Source organism: Simplicispira lacusdiani (genome assembly GCF_003604195.1).
Classification (GTDB): domain Bacteria; phylum Pseudomonadota; class Gammaproteobacteria; order Burkholderiales; family Burkholderiaceae_C; genus Simplicispira; species Simplicispira lacusdiani.
Window position 1 is genome coordinate 50,769 of record NZ_QXGR01000011.1, and the last position, 16,450, is coordinate 67,218.

Sequence of the window (16,450 nt, forward strand, 5' to 3'; positions counted from 1 at the left end):
ATGCCAGACATTGCGCCCAACGATCGACTGCAACGTATCAGCCTTCTTGCCGCATTGGTGATTCCGATACTTACAGCCTGTGGGGGCGGCTCCAGCGGTTCGGCCGAAACACCCACGACTCCGCCCAATCCTTCAGCTCCCGCCACGCCCTTGTCTCTCCTTGCCGGCAATACCGATGGAGCCGGCAACCAGGATGGTGCCGCGCTCACCGCCGCTCGCTTCAGCCTCAGTCTGGGCGGCATGGCAGTGACGAGTTCAGGCGAGGTGGTCATTGCGGATGGCCACCGGATACGCAAACTCAGCGCCGACCAAGAGCAAGTCACCACCTTGGCAGGCGGCGGTGCGATGGAGCCTTCAGGCAGCACCAACCATGCCGACGGAAGCGGCTCTGCAGCTCGGTTCTACAGCCCCAAGGCGGTTGCCGTTGACGCAGCGGGGAACACCTATGTCGCCGATACCCAGAACCACCTGGTGCGCAAAATCAGCACGTCTGGAGTCGTCACGACCCTGGCCGGGAAAGCGGGCGTGTGTGGCAGCCAGAACGGTGTTGGTGACGCCGCGACTTTCTGCAACCCCGCCAGCATCGCCGTGGACAAGGCGGGTACCGTGTATGTCTCACAAGGCTCCGCCACGGAAAACCCCATCCGCAAGATCACCGCTGCCGGTGAAGTAAGTACGTTCATCGGCAAAGCCAGCCTGTACGCCGGCGGGATACCCACTCCTTGGGGCCCGATCCCCAATTACTATCCCGTGCATTTGGCGATTGACTCGGCGGGAACGCTCTTTGCGGCGGACCCCAACGACCATGTGATCCGCAAGTACACCGCCAACGGCCAAGCCACCGTGGTATCTGGCAAACCGGCCCTCAACAATGAAGGCGATACCGATGGCGAGGCCTCTGCCGCGAAGTTCCGCACTTTCCTAGCCATTGCATTCGACGCCGCGAATCGTCTGCACGTGCTGGGGCCTGACAATTCTGGCCATCCGACCATCCGGCGGATTGGCAGCGATGGGACCGCAACGACCCTTGTTCGTGCGCAGTCCTGCCCCATTCCAAATGGCATTGTTGCGGGTCCCCCAGGGACCCTGTGCACCGCGAACCAGATGGTTGTCAAAGCCAATGGCGAGTTCCTCGTGGCCGAATATGGTTACCACGGTGGCTCCTATAAGTACACCCAGTTGCGCAGCTACACGCCACAAGGCGCCTCCACCGTGGTCGCCGGAACGCCTTCTGCCGAGGGTGCTGATGACGGGCAAGGCAGCAGTGCACGATTCGACAGGCCAGGCGCTCTGGCCTTCAATCCATCGGGGGCTCTGTATGTGCGCGACAACGGCAACGGCGCCATCCGCACGGTGCAGACAGACGGTCTGGTGCGCACCCTGGGCAAGCCGGGCGGGCATTGCACGGCAGTCACCGGCATGGCCAGCGAGTTCCTGGCTCTATCGGGTCCCACCAGCGGGTCCCTGCGATTCAACAACGGCCCGCTGGCCACCGACGGCGCCGGGAACCTCTACACCGTCAATGAGGAGCGCGTCTTCAAGATGAGGGACTGCCAGGCCACGCTCCTGGCGGACCTGACGCCGCTGCTGACGGCGCCCAATTACATATTCATGCCCAACAACGCATCCGGCATTGCAGCCGATAGCACAGGCAACGTCTATGTGTCCACCCTCAAGGGCACCATTTTCAAGATCGACACCAAGGGCGAAACCACGGTGTTCGCAGGCAAGGTGGGTACATTGGGGCATGCCGATGGGCAAGGCATAGCGGCGAAATTTTCGGCGCCAGGTCACATGACCACCGATGCGGCTGGCAATCTCTATGTCGTCGATGGCCTGTCTTACACGGCGACGGTAGTGGGCCCCACCATCCGCAAGATCACGCCGTCCGGACTAGTCAGCACCCTGGCGGGCAACCCCAACGCCACGCCCGGCTATGCAGATGGCGCTGGCGCAGCGGCACTGTTTACGGTGGGCAGCATCTTGTCCGGCGAGACCGCCAGCATTGCTGTAGACAACAAAGGCAATGTGTATGTCGCCGACCCCGTCAACAGCGTGATCCGCAAGATTGCCACCGATGGTTTGGTCAGCACGCCTGTGGGGCAGGCATGGCGTTACGGTTTTGCAGCAGGTGCCTTGCCAGGCATCATCAACCGCCCTGCAGGTATCGCGGTACGCAACTCCATGCTGTACATCTCGGTACCCAACGCGGTGGTGCAAGTTCAGTTGCCGTGAACGCAACACACATCCGATGAAGGGCCCGCAGTGCCTGCGCGATCAGCGAACACTTCATGCCTCCGCCGTGCTCCACCCGTGGCACAGCCCTGGCTGCCCTCTACACGCGCTCTCAACTGGCCGACGGCCAAGTTGCGATCCTGAGTTGGAATTTTCGAGGGGTTTTATGCAAAGCAAACCATGCGCCCTGCAAGGTGCCCACTGGAGGCTGCTGGCCTCGCTGGCCATCCCAGTGCTGGCATCCTGCGGCGGAGGTTCCAGCGATACACCAGCCCCGCCCCCGCCACCCGCCACAGCCCTGTCTTTGTTGGCAGGCAGCACCGATGGCCCGGGCAACCAGGATGGCACCGGGGCTTCTGCAAAGATCAGCGTCGAAACAGGCGGTATGGCGCTCACCCCCACGGGCGATGTTCTGATGGCGGACCCCGGCAACAACACCATTCGCAAACTGTCTCCCTCCGGGCAGCTCACCACGGTGGCAGGCGGCGGCCCCACGCGGAGCGACGCGGTCAGCACAGAAACGCGCTACCTGGATGCCGCAGGCACTGCGGCCCGCTTCAACGCACCACTGGCAGTGGCGGTGAATGCAGCGGGTAACGCTTATGTGGCGGACGCGGGGAACCACGTGGTGCGCAAGATCGATGCATCCGGCAACGTCACCACGCTGGCCGGCAAGGTGGGTGTGTGTGGCAATACCGATGGCACTGGCACGGCAGCAACACTGTGCAGCCCTACCAGCATTGCCGTGGACAAGGATGGCAATATCTATGTGTCCGAGTGGGCACCCTCGACACAAGGGCTCCCCCCCGAGCCCACGGGCAACCCCATTCGCAAAATCACGCCAGCCGGTGTGGTCAGCACCGTGGTGTTCAAGGCCAGCCAGTACCCAACCCCAGGTCAAGGACGCAACAACCCTTCGTTCTACTACCCGGTGCAGTTGGCGACAGATTCGACGGGTGCCCTGTATGCCGCCGACCCCAACGACCATGTGGTGCGCAAATACACGCCCGACGGCCAGGCCATCGTGCTCTCAGGCACCGTGGCCCAGAGCAACGCGGGCCATGTGGATGGGGCCGCGTCTGCGGCCAAGTTTGGCGAACTGCAGGCCATTGCCGTAGACCGTTCCAATCGGGTGTTCGTGCTGGACAAATACGCCGGCACCCCCCTTCGTGAAATCGCAACCGATGGTTCGGTCGCCACCGTGCGGAGCACCCAGGATTGCGCCTGGGGCGCTGAGGGCCTGCCCCCCGCTTTCTGCTCGGCCAAGCGTCTGGTAGTGGACGCAGAGGGCCGCTTTCTCGTCACCGAAAGCGGAACTTCCAGGACGTTTCAGTCCTACGCGATGATCTACCGATACACCCGCACGGGTGCTGCCGACCTGAGGGTGGGAACACCGGTCAGCCCAGGCTGGACCGACGGCAGCGGGAGCGCAGTCCGGTTCGACAGCCCAGGGCCGCTGGCCGTGGACAAATCGGGCCTCCTGTATGTGCGCGACCGCAACAACGGTGCTATTCGGGCCATCCAGCCTGATGGCAGAGTGAGTACGCTGGGCAGGGCAAAAAACCCGTGCACGCAACTCACGGGTTCGATCAACGAAGTTGCCTTTTGCGGCTCCGCGCCATTGTCCGTCGATGGTGCAGGCAACCTCTACACCACCAGCTTCAAGAGCATCCTGAAAGCGACGCCCGCGGGCAACGTCACGGTTTTTGTGGATTTGACCGCACAGCTGGATGCCCTCCCGGCATTCCTGCTCCCCGGTATCACGGGCTTGGTCTCCGACGATGCGGGCACCTTGTATGCGTCATCGCTGCAAGGGGTCATTTTCAAGATCAGCCCGACCGGTGCCGTCAGCCTGCTTGCTGGTAGCCCCAATGCCCGCGGGCACGCAGATGGCCCTGCCAGTTCAGCCCTGTTCTCCGCGCTGGGCAACATGGCACTGGACCCTTCAGGGAATCTGTACGTGGTGGACGGGCGTTACCACTCCATCACCGGCATCGGCCCCACCATCCGCAAGATCACGCCTGCGGGAATCGTGAGCACGGTAGCAGGCCGTGCGGACATGCCCCCCGGGCTGGTGGATGGCCCGGCGTCCTCCGCCGTTCTGGCCGTCGACACGGGTGCAGCGATCTCCGACTCCCTTGCGAGCCTTGCAGTGGACGCCAAAGGCAATGTCTACGTGACCGATCCCCGCCACCGGGTCGTGCGCAAGATCGGGGCCGATGGCCAGGTCAGCACACTGGTGGGCAAGCCCTGGGGCAAGGGATTTGCAGCGGGAGACCTGCCAGGCCTTATCGACGAACCCACGGGCATCGCGGTGCGCGACACCACCCTCTTCATATCCACGTCCCACGCGGTGGCAGCAGTCAAGCTGCCGTGATGAGGGTGCTAGCGCGGCCGCTCGGCCCACGGCTCAGCGATCAGCACCGGGGCGCCCACAGGCACCCCCACTGCATGAGCAGCCTCGGAACCGGCTTACGCCCAGTTCCGGGAGGCCGTCATCAAGGCCGAGCGCTTCGGTGCCGACTGGCCCTGGCTCGACGCCTACGGCGCCACCTCGCCCACCGAGTTCTTCGCCGTGGCCTGCGAGGCGTATTTCGTGAACCGCGAGCGCTTCGCGCTGGAGTTTCCGGGGCTGGTGCCGGTACTGGATGCCTTCTTCAACAGGCCCGCAGACGGGCCATGAGGCCGCGACCTGCTTCCGGGAGCGCTTGCATCGTCCCAGAAAAATTTGATGGATTTCCGGCTGTAGCGCCGGATGGCGTGCGCTACCAGCTATCAAAATGGAAGCAATGGACGGGCCTCTCCAGCAGATGGAGGCCCGTGCACACGTCACGCCGCCAGTGCTTGCTCCACCGCGAGCTTGGCCTCTTCCAAAGTACCGAAAAACCGCGTGGGTTGCGGCATGGCCTTGGGCAAGTGGGAGGGGGCCGGCCACAAGCGCTCGCCCATCCACCCGGCGGTCCAGCCGCCGATGTCTTTGCGCTTGATGGTGCAGACTTCCTGCCCGTCCAGCGTCGCGATCCAGGTGATGGGCGGTAGGTGGTTCCAGGTGACGGGTGCCATGGTGCTCTTTTGCAGTGGTTGTGTCATTGTAAAAAAGCTCCTTACAAGAACCTATCGACGATCACGGCGGCCTTGGTGGTTGGCCGCAGGGTGCCATGCGGCGGCTCCCTCGGTGCGGGAGCCGCCCCGTGCGCACTACGGCAGCAGTTGGCGTGCCACGCGCGCAATGTGCGCCGCATCGACCCCAAAGAACTGCCGCAGCGCCGCACGGGTATCGCTGCGCCCGAAGCCATCCGTGCCCAGCGTGACGAAGCGGCGGCCAGGCGGGACAAAGGCGCGCACCGTTTCCGGCACGGCGCGAACGTAGTCGGTGGCGGCGATCACCGGGCCCTGCGTGCCAGCAAGTTGCTGCGCCAGCCACGGCACGCCCGGCTCGGCCTCGCCGGCCAGGGCACGCTGCTCGCAGGCCACGCCGTCACGCGCCAGCTCGCTCCAGCTCGTCACGCTGAGCACGGTCACATCCACACCCTCGGCGGCCAGCAGTTCAGCGGCCTTGAGCACCTCGGTGAGGATGGCGCCCGAGCCCAGCAGGGTCACCGATTTTTGGGATGGAATAGGCACTTCACGCCCGTCGATCAAGCGCGAATAGCTCTTTAATTGATAGCACCCACGCAACACCCCTTCATGCGCCCCGGGCGGCAGGTCGGGCTGGGCGTAGTTCTCGTTCATCAGCGTGACATAGTAGAAAACGTCGCGCTGCTCGGTCACCATCTCGCGCATGCCGGCGTCCACGATGACGGCCATCTCGCCCGCGAAGGCCGGGTCGTAGGCCTTGCAGTTGGGGATGGTGGCGGCCACGAGGTGGCTGCTGCCGTCCTGGTGCTGCAGGCCCTCGCCGCCCAGCGTGGTGCGGCCCGAGGTGGCGCCCAGCAGGAAACCGCGCGCACGCTGGTCGGCGGCGGCCCAGATGGCGTCGCCCACGCGCTGGAAGCCGAACATGGAGTAGTAGATGTAGAACGGCAGCATGGCCAGGCCGTGCACGCTGTAGCTCGTCGCCGCCGCCGTCCAGCTGGCGATGGCGCCGGCCTCGCTGATGCCTTCTTCCAAGATCTGGCCGTCCAGCGCCTCGCGGTAGCTCAGCACCGAGCCGATGTCCTCGGGCGCGTAGCGCTGGCCCACGCTGCTGTAGATGCCAACCTGCTTGAACAGGTTGGCCATGCCGAAGGTGCGCGCCTCGTCGGCCACGATGGGCACGATGCGGGGGCCGAGTTGCCCATCTTTCAGCAGCGTGCCCAGCATGCGCACGAAGGCCATGGTGGTGCTCATTTCCTTGCCATCGGCCGCCAGCGCGAACTGCGCGTAGCTGGCGAGGGGCGGCACGGGCAACGTGTCGCACACCGTCTCGCGCCGGGGCAGGTAGCCGCCCAAAGCCTGGCGGTGGCGGCGCAGGTACTGCATCTCGGCGCTGTCCTCCTGCGGCTTGTAGAAGGCCAGGCCCGTGGCCTGCGCGTCGCTGAGCGGCAGGTTGAAGCGGTTGCGGAACTCGATCAGGTCGCCGTCGTCCAGCTTCTTCTGGCTGTGCGTGGTCATCTTGCCCTGGCCGGCCTGGCCCATGCCGTAGCCCTTCTTGGTGTGGGCCAGGATCACCGTGGGCTGGCCCTTGTGCGCGCTGGCCGCGGCATAGGCGGCGTGGATCTTCACCAGGTCGTGGCCGCCGCGCTTGAGGCGGTCGATCTGCTCGTCCGTCATGCCCTGGGCCAGCGCGGCCAGTTCGGGGTTCTGGCCGAAGAAGTTGTCGCGGTTGAAGCGCCCGTCCTTGGCGGCGAAGGTCTGCATTTGCCCATCGACCGTGCCCTCCAGCGTGCGCACCAGCGCGCCCGTGAGGTCGCGGGCGAACAGGCCGTCCCAGTCGCTGCCCCAGACGAGCTTGACCACGTTCCAGCCCGCGCCGGCGAACAGGCGCTCCAGCTCGTCGATGATGCGGCCATTGCCGCGCACCGGGCCGTCCAGGCGCTGCAGGTTGCAGTTGACCACCCAGACGAGGTTGTCCAGCCCCTCTCGCGCGGCCAGCGTGAGCGCGCTCATCGATTCAGGCTCGTCCATCTCGCCGTCGCCGAACACGCCCCACACCTTGCGGCCCGCGCAGTCGAGCAGGTTGCGGTGCGTGAGGTAGCGCATGAAGCGCGCGTGGTAGATGCTGCTGATGGGGCCGATGCCCATGGAACCCGTGGGGAACTGCCAGAAGTCGGGCATGAGCCAGGGGTGCGGGTAGCTGCTCAGGCCGCGCGCGCCCACGCTGGGCGCGGTGATTTCCTGGCGGTAGTGCATCAGGTCCTGCTCAGACAGGCGCCCTTCAAGGAAGGCGCGCGCATACACGCCCGGCGCGCTGTGCGGCTGGAAGAACACCAGATCACCCCGGTGCTGGCCCGCGCCCAGGCCCTCGCGCGCGCGGAAGAAGTGGTTGAAGCCGCTCTCGAACAGGTCGGCCGCGCTGGCATAGCTGGCGATGTGGCCGCCGAGTTCGCCATAGGCCTGGTTGGCGCGCACCACCATGGCCAGCGCGTTCCAGCGCATGATGGACGCCAGCCGCTCCTCCACGGCCAGATCGCCGGGGAACACGCCCTGGTCCTGCACGGCCACGGTGTTCACATACGGCGTGTTCAAGCCGGGATGCCAGCCGACCTGCCGCTCGCGCGCCTGGCGCGCGAGTTCGCCCAGCACGAAGCGGGCGCGCTCGGGGCCCTCGGTGGCCACGAGGGCGAGAAAGGCGTCGCGCCACTCGGCGGTTTCCTGGGGGTCGGTGTCCACAAAGCCCTCGGCGGGTGCCAGGGCGGAAAAAGGCATGGGTGCATTCATGGCTGCCACTCTATTCCTGTGCGAGAAAAATGGGTTGCTGATTCGGGGGCACAATCACCGGCGCACGGCACGACATGCCGCCAAACCCGCCGATCACCGCATATGAAACTGGACGCCATCGATTTGCGCATCCTGGCCGAGCTGCAGGCCGACGGCTCGCTCTCCAATGTGGAGCTGGCCCGGCGCGTGCATCTCTCGCCTTCGCCCTGCCTGGCGCGCGTGAAGGCGCTCGAAAGCGCGGGCGTCATCAGCCGCTACGTGGCGCTGGCCAGCGCCGCCGCGCTGGGCCTGGGGCTCAATGTCTTCATCAGCATCAGCCTCAAGGCCCAGAGCAAGGAAATGCTGGCCGACTTCGAGCGGCGCATCGCCGAGCAGGACGAAGTGATGGAGTGCTACCTGATGACCGGCGACAGCGACTACCTGATCCGTGTCGCCGTGGCCGACATGGCCGCGCTGGAGAACTTCATCCTGGAGCGGCTCTCGCCAATCCCGGGGGTGGAAAAGATCCGCTCCAGCTTCGCCATCAAGCAGGTGCGCTACAAGACGGCGCTGCCGCTGCCCCAGCCGTCGTCGGCTGGGCGCGGCTGAAATCCAGTGCCTGCACCAGGTCCAGCGCTTGGCCGATATCGGCCAGCAGGTCGCTCACATCCTCCAGCCCCACCGACAGCCGCACCAACCCCTCGGCGATGCCGTGCGCGGCGCGCTGCTCGGGCGTGTAGGTGGAGTGCGTCATGCTGGCCGGGTGCTGGGCCAGCGTCTCGGCGTCGCCCAGGCTCACCGCGCGGGTGACGAGGCGTAGCGCGTCCATGAAGCGCACGCCGGCCGGCAGGCCGCCGTGCAGCTCGAAGGCGATCATGCCACCCATCTGGCGCATCTGCCGTTTCGCCAGGGCATGCTGCGGGAAGGCGGCCAGGCCGGGGTAGTGCACCGCCGCCGTGGCCGGGTGCGCGGCCAGGAATTCGGCCACCGTCTGCGCGCTCTGGCAGTGGCGGTCCATGCGCAGCGCCAGGGTCTTGAGGCCGCGCATCACCAGGTGCGCGTCCTGCGCCGACATCACGGCGCCCGTCATGTCCTTGAGGCCGTACAGGCGCACGCGCTGGGCCAGCGCGGCGTCGGCGAAGATGGCGGCACCGGCCGTCAGGTCGCCATGGCCGCCGAGGTACTTGGTCATGGAGTGCACGCTCACATCGGCGCCCAGCAGCAGCGGCTGCTGCAGGTAGGGCGTGCAGTAGGTGTTGTCCACCACCACCTTGGCGCCGCGCGCATGCGCCAGGGCCGACACGGCAGCGATGTCCACCAGCCGCATGTTGGGGTTGGCCGGGGTTTCAAGGTAGACCACGCGGGTCTTGTCGCTCAGCGCGGCGGCCACGTTGGCGGGATCGGTCATGTCCACATGGCGCACCGTGACGCCAAAGCGCCCCAGGCCGTGGTGCAGGAAGGAGAAGGTGCAGCCGTACAGCGTGAGGTCGGCCAGCACCTCGTCGCCGGGCTCCAGCATGGACCACAGCGTGGCCGTGATCGCGCCCATGCCCGAGCCGAACACCACCGCGCCCGCGCCCTGCTCCAGGCTGGCCAGGCGCCCTTCGAGCAGCGCCAGGGTGGGGTTGGCGATGCGGGTGTAGAAGTAGCCGTTTTCCTCGCCGCTGAAGCAGCGGCCGCCGTAGCCCACATCGGGGAAGGCGTAGGTGGCCGAGGTGTGGATGGGCGGCACCAGCGCGCCCTGGTGCTCGGCCGGGTCGTAGCCGAAGTGGATGGCGCGCGTGCTGAAGCCGCCGGTGGTGTCGTGGGCCTTGCTCATGGTGAGGTCTCCGGGTGGTGTTCGAATGCCTCAAATTGTTTGCCAGGGGCCGGGGAAATATTTCGCCATTTGCACAGAAAATCCCCATGAATATGGAAATAATTGCCACGAAGTAAAGATTTCAGGAAATTTCATGCCCTCAGATCCACAAGCCCTGGACGCCGTGGACCGCGCCCTGCTCGACGCCCTGCAAAAGGACGGCCGCGCCACCGTGGGCGAGCTGGCCGAGCGCGTGTCGCTCTCGCCCTCGCCGTGCTGGCGGCGCGTGCGGCAACTGGAGGAAGCGGGCCTGATCAGCGGCTACCACGCCCACCTGGACCGGCACCGCGTGGGCTATGGCGTGCTGGGCTTCGTGCAGATCGGGCTGCACAACCATACGGCCGAGGTCACGGCCGCCTTCGAGCGCGAGGTGCTGGCGCTGCCACAGGTGCTGTCGTGCCACAACCTCTCGGGCCGCTACGACTACCAGCTGGAACTGGTGGCGCCGGACCTGGAATTTTTTGCCGAATTCGTGCGCACCAGCATCCGCAGCCTGCCGGGGGTGCGCGAGATTTCGACGAGCTTTTCGCTCAAGGAGGTCAAGCGCACGGTGGCGCTGCCGGTGGACCGGGCCTGATGCGGTTGGGCGGCCGAGTGCCGCGCCACACTGGCGGCCTCACTGCGTCATGCCGGCGTGCGTCGTCAGCCCGGTGAGCCAGGCCACGGTCTGCGCCAGTTCCGACGGACGGATCTCGTGCGCGCTCGGGAACTCGTGGTAGCTCACCGTCACGGGCGTTTTCGCGAGGTGGTGCGCGATGGCCTGGCCGTGCGTGGGCGAGATCACGTTGTCGTGCGACCCGTGGCTCACCCAAAGCCTGCGGCCGTGCAGGGCGTCGTTGGACGCCGCCAGCGGCAGCACCTCGGGCAGCAGGCGCCCGTGCCACACGAGGGCGGCCGTCATCAGCTCGGGCCGCGTCAGCAGCATCGACAGCGCCATGATGCCGCCCTGGCTGAAACCGCCCACCACCACGCGCTCGGGCGGAATGCCGAGCTGGCGCGAAGCGTCCTCGATGGCCTGACCCACGAGGGTGCGGCTGGCCGCCTCCTGTTGCTCGTTGATGGTGCGCGCGCCGCCGGGCTCCACGCTGAAATCGAACCAGGCGAACGAACCCGGCGCCATGCGGCGCGGCGCGCGCAGACACAGCACATGGAACTGGTCGGGGATTTGCGGCGTGAGCGCGAACAGGTCGTGTTCGTTGCTGCCCACGCCATGCATCAACACCAGCAGCCAGGGCTTGGGCACGGTGGACGCAGCGGGACGCTGCAAGAAGGTGAGCGGCAGTTCGAGCATGGCAAACCTCCTTTCGGGATGGTGTGGGTCGATTCTGCCACCTCACGCCGCATGCGGCAGGGCGAAAGCATCCATGGCGAGCATGCCGTACATCACCTCGCGGCTCAGGTAGTGGGGCTGCGCGCCCTCGCCCGCCGCGCCCAGCGCGAAGAACAGCGGCAGGAAATGGTCTTCCGTGGGGTGGGCGCGCTCGGCGTGCGGCGCCTGCGCGCGGTAGTCCAGCAGCGCCGGCAGGTCGCCGCGCCGCAGGGCCGATTCGATCCAGCGGCTGAACTCCAGCACGTAGGGCGCCGGCTCGCGCGCGCCGCCGAAGAACTCGCCCAGGTTGTGCGTCATGCTGCCCGTGCCCACCACCAGCACACCCTGGCGGCCCAGGCCGCGCAGGGCCGCGCCCAGGGCATGCACCTCGGCAGGCCCGGCGCCCACCGGCAGCGCCACCTGCACCACGGGCACGTCGGCCTGGGGAAACAGGTGCATCAACGGCACCCAGGCGCCGTGGTCGAACGGGCGCTGGGCATCGGCCTGCGCCGGCACGCCAGCGGCCTGCAGCAGCGCCAGCACCTCCTGCGCCAGCGCCGGCTCGCCCGGCGCGGGGTACTGCAGCGCATACAACTCGGGCGGGAAGCCGCCGAAATCGTGCCAAGTGGCGGGGCGCTCGGCCGCCATCACGCGCACGCCGCGCGCCATCCAGTGCGGCGACATGACAACCACGCCGCGCAGGCCCGGAAACCGCGCGCGCAGCTCCTGCCCCCAACGGGTGAGCGCGGGGCCGGTCTCGCCCGCGTCCAGGGCGAACAGCGGCGCGCCATGTGAAACGAACAGGGGGGGAATGGCGAGGCTGGCGGGGGCGGTGGTGGAGGCGGTCATGGTGGTCATCCTTTGCCTTCACTGTAAAAGTTATGGCTTTCGGGATAAAGATCCGCAAAGAGGATTCTTCGTCCCGATCACGGCAACAATCACGCCATGCCGCCGGCTGCACGGAAGGACACCGACTTTTACGTTTGAACCCTGCCGCGCAGCGCTTTGGTCTGGCCGCGTTGGCTTTTGGACTCCAGCCGCCGCTGCTTCGATCCGTAGGTGGGCTTGGTGGGGCGGCGCACCAGCGGCGCCCTGGCCACGCTCTGCACCAGCGCATTGAGCCGCGCCAGCGCGTCGGCGCGGTTCTGCTCCTGGCTGCGGTACTGCTGCGCCTTGATGACGACCACGCCCTCTTGCGTGATGCGGCTGTCGCGCAGCGCCAGCAGGCGCGCCTTCACGTCCAGGGGCAGCGCGGAGGCACCGATGTCGAAGCGCAGGTGCACCGCGCTCGACACCTTGTTCACGTTCTGCCCGCCCGCGCCCTGGGCGCGCATGGCGGTGAACTCGACCTCGCTCTCGGTGATCGCGGGCAGGGCCCCGGCCATCATGGCGTCACTGCATCTGCGCCAGCGCGTCGATGGCCAGCCCGTAGCCCGGCACGCCAAAGCCGCACATCACGGCCCGCGCCACGGCCGACAGGTAGGAATGGTGGCGGAACGCCTCGCGCGCGTGCACGTTGCTGATGTGCAGCTCGATCAGCGTCACGCCCGTGCCCTTGACGGCATCGGCCAGCGCCACGCTGGTGTGCGTGTAGGCCCCGGCATTGAGCACCAGGCCCGCCAGTTCGCCAGCGGCCTGCAGGCGGCCGGCCTCGTGGATCCAGTCGATCAGCGCGCCCTCGTGGTTGCTTTGGTGAAAGCGCAGCGCGAAGCCATGGCGGGCGCAGGCGGCGGCGCAGATCTGCTCCACATCGGCCAGCGTTTGCGCGCCGTACACGGCGGGCTCGCGCGTGCCAAGCAGGTTCAGGTTGGGGCCATTGAGGACGAAAACGGTTTTCACGGAAGGCACTCCAGGCGTTGCGCCCACCGGGCGGCAATGCCGGCGGGCCAGAACGCCGGATTATGCGGTGCCCAAGACAAAGGCGGCCCGAGGGCCGCCTGGCGCAGTGGGTTATGCCACGGGGCGCGCGTCAGCGGCGGTCCCAGTGGTCGTGACGGTCATGCCGGTCATGCCGGTGGTGGTGGCGGTGCCGGTGCGGGCCCCGGTGGTCGTCGCGGTAGTAGTAGCCATAGGCGGGCGGCGCGTAATAGACCGGCGGCGCCGTGTAATACACCGGGCGCGGCGCCACATACACCGGCGGGGGGGCCACATAGACGGGGTAGCCATTGCTGACACCCACGGCCACGCCCGGCGAACTCAGGCCCACGGACCAATTGACATCGCGCGCCTGGGCCGCGCCGGCACCGGCCAGCAACGCCAGGGCCACGCCAGCCGCAGCGGCCATGGACAGGATGGAACGGGAATGGATCATGGAAATCTCCTTTTCAAGGGAAGCCCGGCACCCTGCCCGGCCCCCTTACGAGTGCATAACGCACGAGGTAGTGAAAAGGATGGCATGAAAACCGCCCGATATTGTTTCCGGACGTACACGCCCGCCCCCCGGGAAGGGGCAAAACTTCACGGAACCGCCGCCTAAAATGCCCGCATGAGTACCCCCACCCCCGCCAACACCCAACCCGTGGCCACCGCCACGGCCCCTGAAGCCGCCAAACCCAGCAACTTCCTGCGCCAGATCATCGAATCCGACCTGGCCAAGGGCACCTACGCCAGCCGCCGCTGGGCCGGCAGCCCCGGCGACGCCGCCCACCACGCGGCCGGCCAGCCCGACCCGGCAAAAATCCGCACCCGCTTCCCGCCCGAGCCCAACGGCTACCTGCACGTGGGCCACGCCAAGAGCATCTGCCTGAACTTTGGCCTGGCGCGCGACTACGGCGGCGTGTGCCACCTGCGCTTTGACGACACCAACCCCGAGAAGGAAGACCAGGAGTACGTCAACAGCATCATCGATGCCGTGAAATGGCTCGGCTTCGACTGGGCCCAGCCCGGCAACGACCAGCCCTACCAGGCCAGCGACTACTTCGACTTCATGTACCGCGCCGCCGAATGCCTGATCGAGGCCGGCCACGCCTACGTGGACGAACAGACGCCCGAGCAGATGCGCGCCAACCGGGGCGACTTCGGCAAGCCCGGCGTGGACAGCCCCTTCCGCAGCCGCACCCCCGCCGAGAACCTGGCGCGCTTCCGCGAAATGAAGGGCGGCAAGCACGCCGACGGCGCCATGGTGCTGCGCGCCAAGATCGACATGCAGTCCCCCAACATCAACCTGCGCGACCCGGCCATCTACCGCATCAAGCACGCCGAGCACCACAACACCGGCAACAAGTGGTGCATCTACCCCATGTACACCTTCGCGCACCCCATCGAGGACGCGCTGGAGCAGATCACCCACAGCATCTGCACGCTGGAATTTGAAGACCAACGCCCCTTCTACGACTGGCTGATGGAGCGCCTTATCGAAGGCGGCCTGCTCGCCGCCCCCGCGCCGCGCCAGTACGAATTTGCCCGGCTCAACCTCACCTACGTCGTCACCAGCAAGCGCAAGCTGGCCCAGCTGGTGAACGAAAAGCACGTGAGCGGCTGGGACGACCCGCGCATGCCAACAATAGTCGGCCTGCGCCGCCGGGGCTACACGCCCGAGAGCATCCAGCTCTTCGCCGAGCGCATCGGCGTGACCAAGGACTACTCCTGGATCGACTACAGCACCCTCGAAGGCTGCCTGCGTGAAGACCTGGAGCACAAGGCCCACCGCGGCATGGCCGTGCTGGACCCGGTCAAGCTCGTGCTGACCAACTGGGCCGAGGTGTTTGGCTCCGACGCCTACCTGGAAACCTGCACCCAGCCCGCCCTGCCCCACAGCGCCATCGCCGAAGGCCAGACGCCCCCGCCCGACCGCGTGTTCCAGATCGGCCGGGAAGTTTGGATCGAGCGCGAGGACTTCGAGGAAGTGCCGCCCAAGGGCTACAAGCGCCTGTTCCCCGGCAACGTGGTGCGCCTCAAGGGCGGCTACGTCATCGAATGCACCGGCGTGGGTGCGAAAGACGCCGACGGCAAGGTCACCGAAGTACACGCCAAGGTCATCCCCAACACCAAGAGCGGCACCCCCGGCGCCGACAGCGTGAAAGCCAAGGCCGCCATCACCTGGGTGGGCGCCGCCGACGGCGTGCAGGCCGAAGTGCGCCTGTACGACCGCCTGTTCACCGACGCCCAGCCCGACGCAGGCGGCAAGGACTTCCTGGCCCTGCTGAACCCCGACAGCCTGAAGGTGGTGACCGCCTACGTGGAGCCCTCACTGGCGGCGGCACAGCCCGACGACAAGTTCCAGTTCGAGCGCTTTGGCTACTTCGTGGCCGACCGCAAGGACCACGCGCCGGGCAAGCCGGTGTTCAACCGGGTGACGGGGTTGAAGGATAGCTGGGGGAAGTGAGCCGCGGACTCACCCAAGACCGCGCCCGTCCCCATGCATCCATGGGGCGTTATGCCGGTTTTCTGCGCACGTAAAGGTTCACGTGCTGGCTGTTTTCGCCTGCTGGCACGTCCTTCGTTTCCAGATAATTTTGCTTCCGCATCAGGTCACCTAATTTGGCGACACCGTAGTTCCGAGAATCGAAGGAGGGATGAGTGCGACCTAACTGGCTACCCAGAGAAGAAAGTGTTGCCCACCCGTCGTCCCTCGCCACAACCTCAAGAGCCTTGAGCACCATTGGTTTCAGCTTGGGGACACCAGCCACCGCCTCCGGTTTAACCTCCTCTGGCATAGCCTTTGTTTCGGGGGTATTGGCAGATGGTTTTAACTTGGATTCTTCGGGTTTTTGCCGAAGGATTTCCGTGTAAACAAACTTGTCGCAAGCGGCTACAAAAGGCTCTGGAGTGTGTCGCTCACCAAAGCCGTAGACTGCTAGCCCTGCTTCCCTGATGCGCGTCGCTAAGCGTGTGAAATCACTATCGGATGACACTAGGCAGAACCCATCCACGACACCAGAATGCAGCACATCCATCGCGTCAATGATGAGCGCTGAATCAGTGGCATTCTTACCAGTGGTGTACCGAAACTGCTGGACAGGCTGAATCGCATTGGAATGCAAAACGCCCTTCCACTGTGCCAAATTCGGTGTCGTCCAATCGCCATAAGCTCGCTTGATAGTTGCCGTCCCGTAACGCGATACTTCGGACATCAGCTCTTGCACCAATGTTGCTTGGGCGTTGTCGGCATCAATCATCACTGCCAGCCGATCACTATTGGGTTTGATTGCCATCGTTGCATCTTCTCCATCATCAGAGCGTGTTTGGAACACGTGCCAACAAATGTCCAT

The 16,450-nt window shown here is 66.1% G+C and carries 14 protein-coding genes and 1 pseudogene; 6 read left to right on the plus strand and 9 right to left on the minus strand.

The genetic code is table 11. The features are described from left to right. The 3 genes and pseudogenes from D8S75_RS17510 to D8S75_RS14590 form a co-directional block, all read left to right on the plus strand. Positions 1 to 2,235: an NHL domain-containing protein gene (locus tag D8S75_RS17510; RefSeq protein WP_157982658.1), complete on the plus strand. Its 2,235-nt coding sequence runs from the start codon at positions 1 to 3 to the stop codon at positions 2,233 to 2,235. A 307-nt stretch (positions 2,236 to 2,542) separates the two neighbouring features. Then, positions 2,543 to 4,612, plus strand: coding sequence for an NHL repeat-containing protein (locus D8S75_RS14585; protein ID WP_157982659.1), 2,070 nt, complete (start codon positions 2,543 to 2,545; stop codon positions 4,610 to 4,612). A gap of 78 nt (positions 4,613 to 4,690) precedes the next feature. Then, positions 4,691 to 4,918: pseudogene (locus D8S75_RS14590) on the plus strand (zinc-dependent peptidase); the annotation flags it as partial. A 146-nt stretch (positions 4,919 to 5,064) separates the two neighbouring features. Here D8S75_RS14590 and D8S75_RS14595 read toward each other — a convergent pair. Beyond that, positions 5,065 to 5,298: a hypothetical protein gene (locus D8S75_RS14595; protein WP_119967083.1), complete on the minus strand. Its 234-nt coding sequence runs from the start codon at positions 5,296 to 5,298 to the stop codon at positions 5,065 to 5,067. Positions 5,299 to 5,433: 135 nt separating this feature from the next. Next, a complete protein-coding gene (gene mdeB, locus D8S75_RS14600; RefSeq protein WP_119967084.1) occupies positions 5,434 to 8,094 on the minus strand; it encodes an alpha-ketoglutarate dehydrogenase in 2,661 nt (886 codons plus the stop codon). A gap of 102 nt (positions 8,095 to 8,196) precedes the next feature. Here mdeB and D8S75_RS14605 point away from each other — a divergent pair, with 102 nt between their 5' ends. Further along, entirely contained in the window at positions 8,197 to 8,682 is a 486-nt protein-coding gene (locus D8S75_RS14605) for an Lrp/AsnC family transcriptional regulator (RefSeq protein ID WP_119967085.1), read from the plus strand. Here the strand turns inward: D8S75_RS14605 and D8S75_RS14610 are convergent. Next, complete coding sequence (locus tag D8S75_RS14610; RefSeq protein ID WP_119967086.1) at positions 8,618 to 9,892, minus strand: methionine gamma-lyase; 1,275 nt, start codon at positions 9,890 to 9,892, stop codon at positions 8,618 to 8,620. The genes D8S75_RS14605 and D8S75_RS14610 overlap by 65 nt on opposite strands. A gap of 133 nt (positions 9,893 to 10,025) precedes the next feature. Here D8S75_RS14610 and D8S75_RS14615 point away from each other — a divergent pair, with 133 nt between their 5' ends. Continuing rightward, positions 10,026 to 10,508 (plus strand): Lrp/AsnC family transcriptional regulator, encoded by a 483-nt coding sequence (locus tag D8S75_RS14615; protein ID WP_119967087.1) that lies wholly within the window; start codon positions 10,026 to 10,028, stop codon positions 10,506 to 10,508. 39 nt (positions 10,509 to 10,547) lie between these two features. On the opposite strand, the gene D8S75_RS14620 is transcribed toward D8S75_RS14615, so the two are convergent. The 5 genes from D8S75_RS14620 to D8S75_RS14640 form a co-directional block, all read right to left on the minus strand. Next, positions 10,548 to 11,222 carry an alpha/beta hydrolase gene (locus tag D8S75_RS14620; protein ID WP_119967088.1) on the minus strand — a complete coding sequence of 225 codons (675 nt, stop codon included), beginning with the start codon at positions 11,220 to 11,222 and terminating at the stop codon, positions 10,548 to 10,550. A gap of 42 nt (positions 11,223 to 11,264) precedes the next feature. Next, positions 11,265 to 12,089 (minus strand): DODA-type extradiol aromatic ring-opening family dioxygenase, encoded by an 825-nt coding sequence (locus tag D8S75_RS14625; protein ID WP_198673216.1) that lies wholly within the window; start codon positions 12,087 to 12,089, stop codon positions 11,265 to 11,267. Positions 12,090 to 12,217: 128 nt separating this feature from the next. Next, on the minus strand, positions 12,218 to 12,625 hold the full coding sequence (gene arfB, locus D8S75_RS14630) for an alternative ribosome rescue aminoacyl-tRNA hydrolase ArfB (RefSeq protein WP_119967156.1): 408 nt from the start codon (positions 12,623 to 12,625) through the stop codon (positions 12,218 to 12,220). Positions 12,626 to 12,632: 7 nt separating this feature from the next. Beyond that, a complete protein-coding gene (aroQ, locus tag D8S75_RS14635) occupies positions 12,633 to 13,079 on the minus strand; it encodes a type II 3-dehydroquinate dehydratase (protein WP_370807737.1) in 447 nt (148 codons plus the stop codon). 130 nt (positions 13,080 to 13,209) lie between these two features. Further along, positions 13,210 to 13,551, minus strand: a complete 342-nt coding sequence (locus tag D8S75_RS14640; RefSeq protein WP_119967091.1) for a hypothetical protein — start codon at positions 13,549 to 13,551, stop codon at positions 13,210 to 13,212. A 174-nt stretch (positions 13,552 to 13,725) separates the two neighbouring features. Here D8S75_RS14640 and D8S75_RS14645 point away from each other — a divergent pair, with 174 nt between their 5' ends. Next, positions 13,726 to 15,564: a glutamine--tRNA ligase/YqeY domain fusion protein gene (locus D8S75_RS14645; protein ID WP_119967092.1), complete on the plus strand. Its 1,839-nt coding sequence runs from the start codon at positions 13,726 to 13,728 to the stop codon at positions 15,562 to 15,564. 49 nt (positions 15,565 to 15,613) lie between these two features. Here D8S75_RS14645 and D8S75_RS14650 read toward each other — a convergent pair whose 3' ends face one another. Beyond that, positions 15,614 to 16,393, minus strand: coding sequence for an NYN domain-containing protein (locus D8S75_RS14650; RefSeq protein ID WP_119967093.1), 780 nt, complete (start codon positions 16,391 to 16,393; stop codon positions 15,614 to 15,616). Between the last annotated feature and the right edge of the window lie 57 nt (positions 16,394 to 16,450).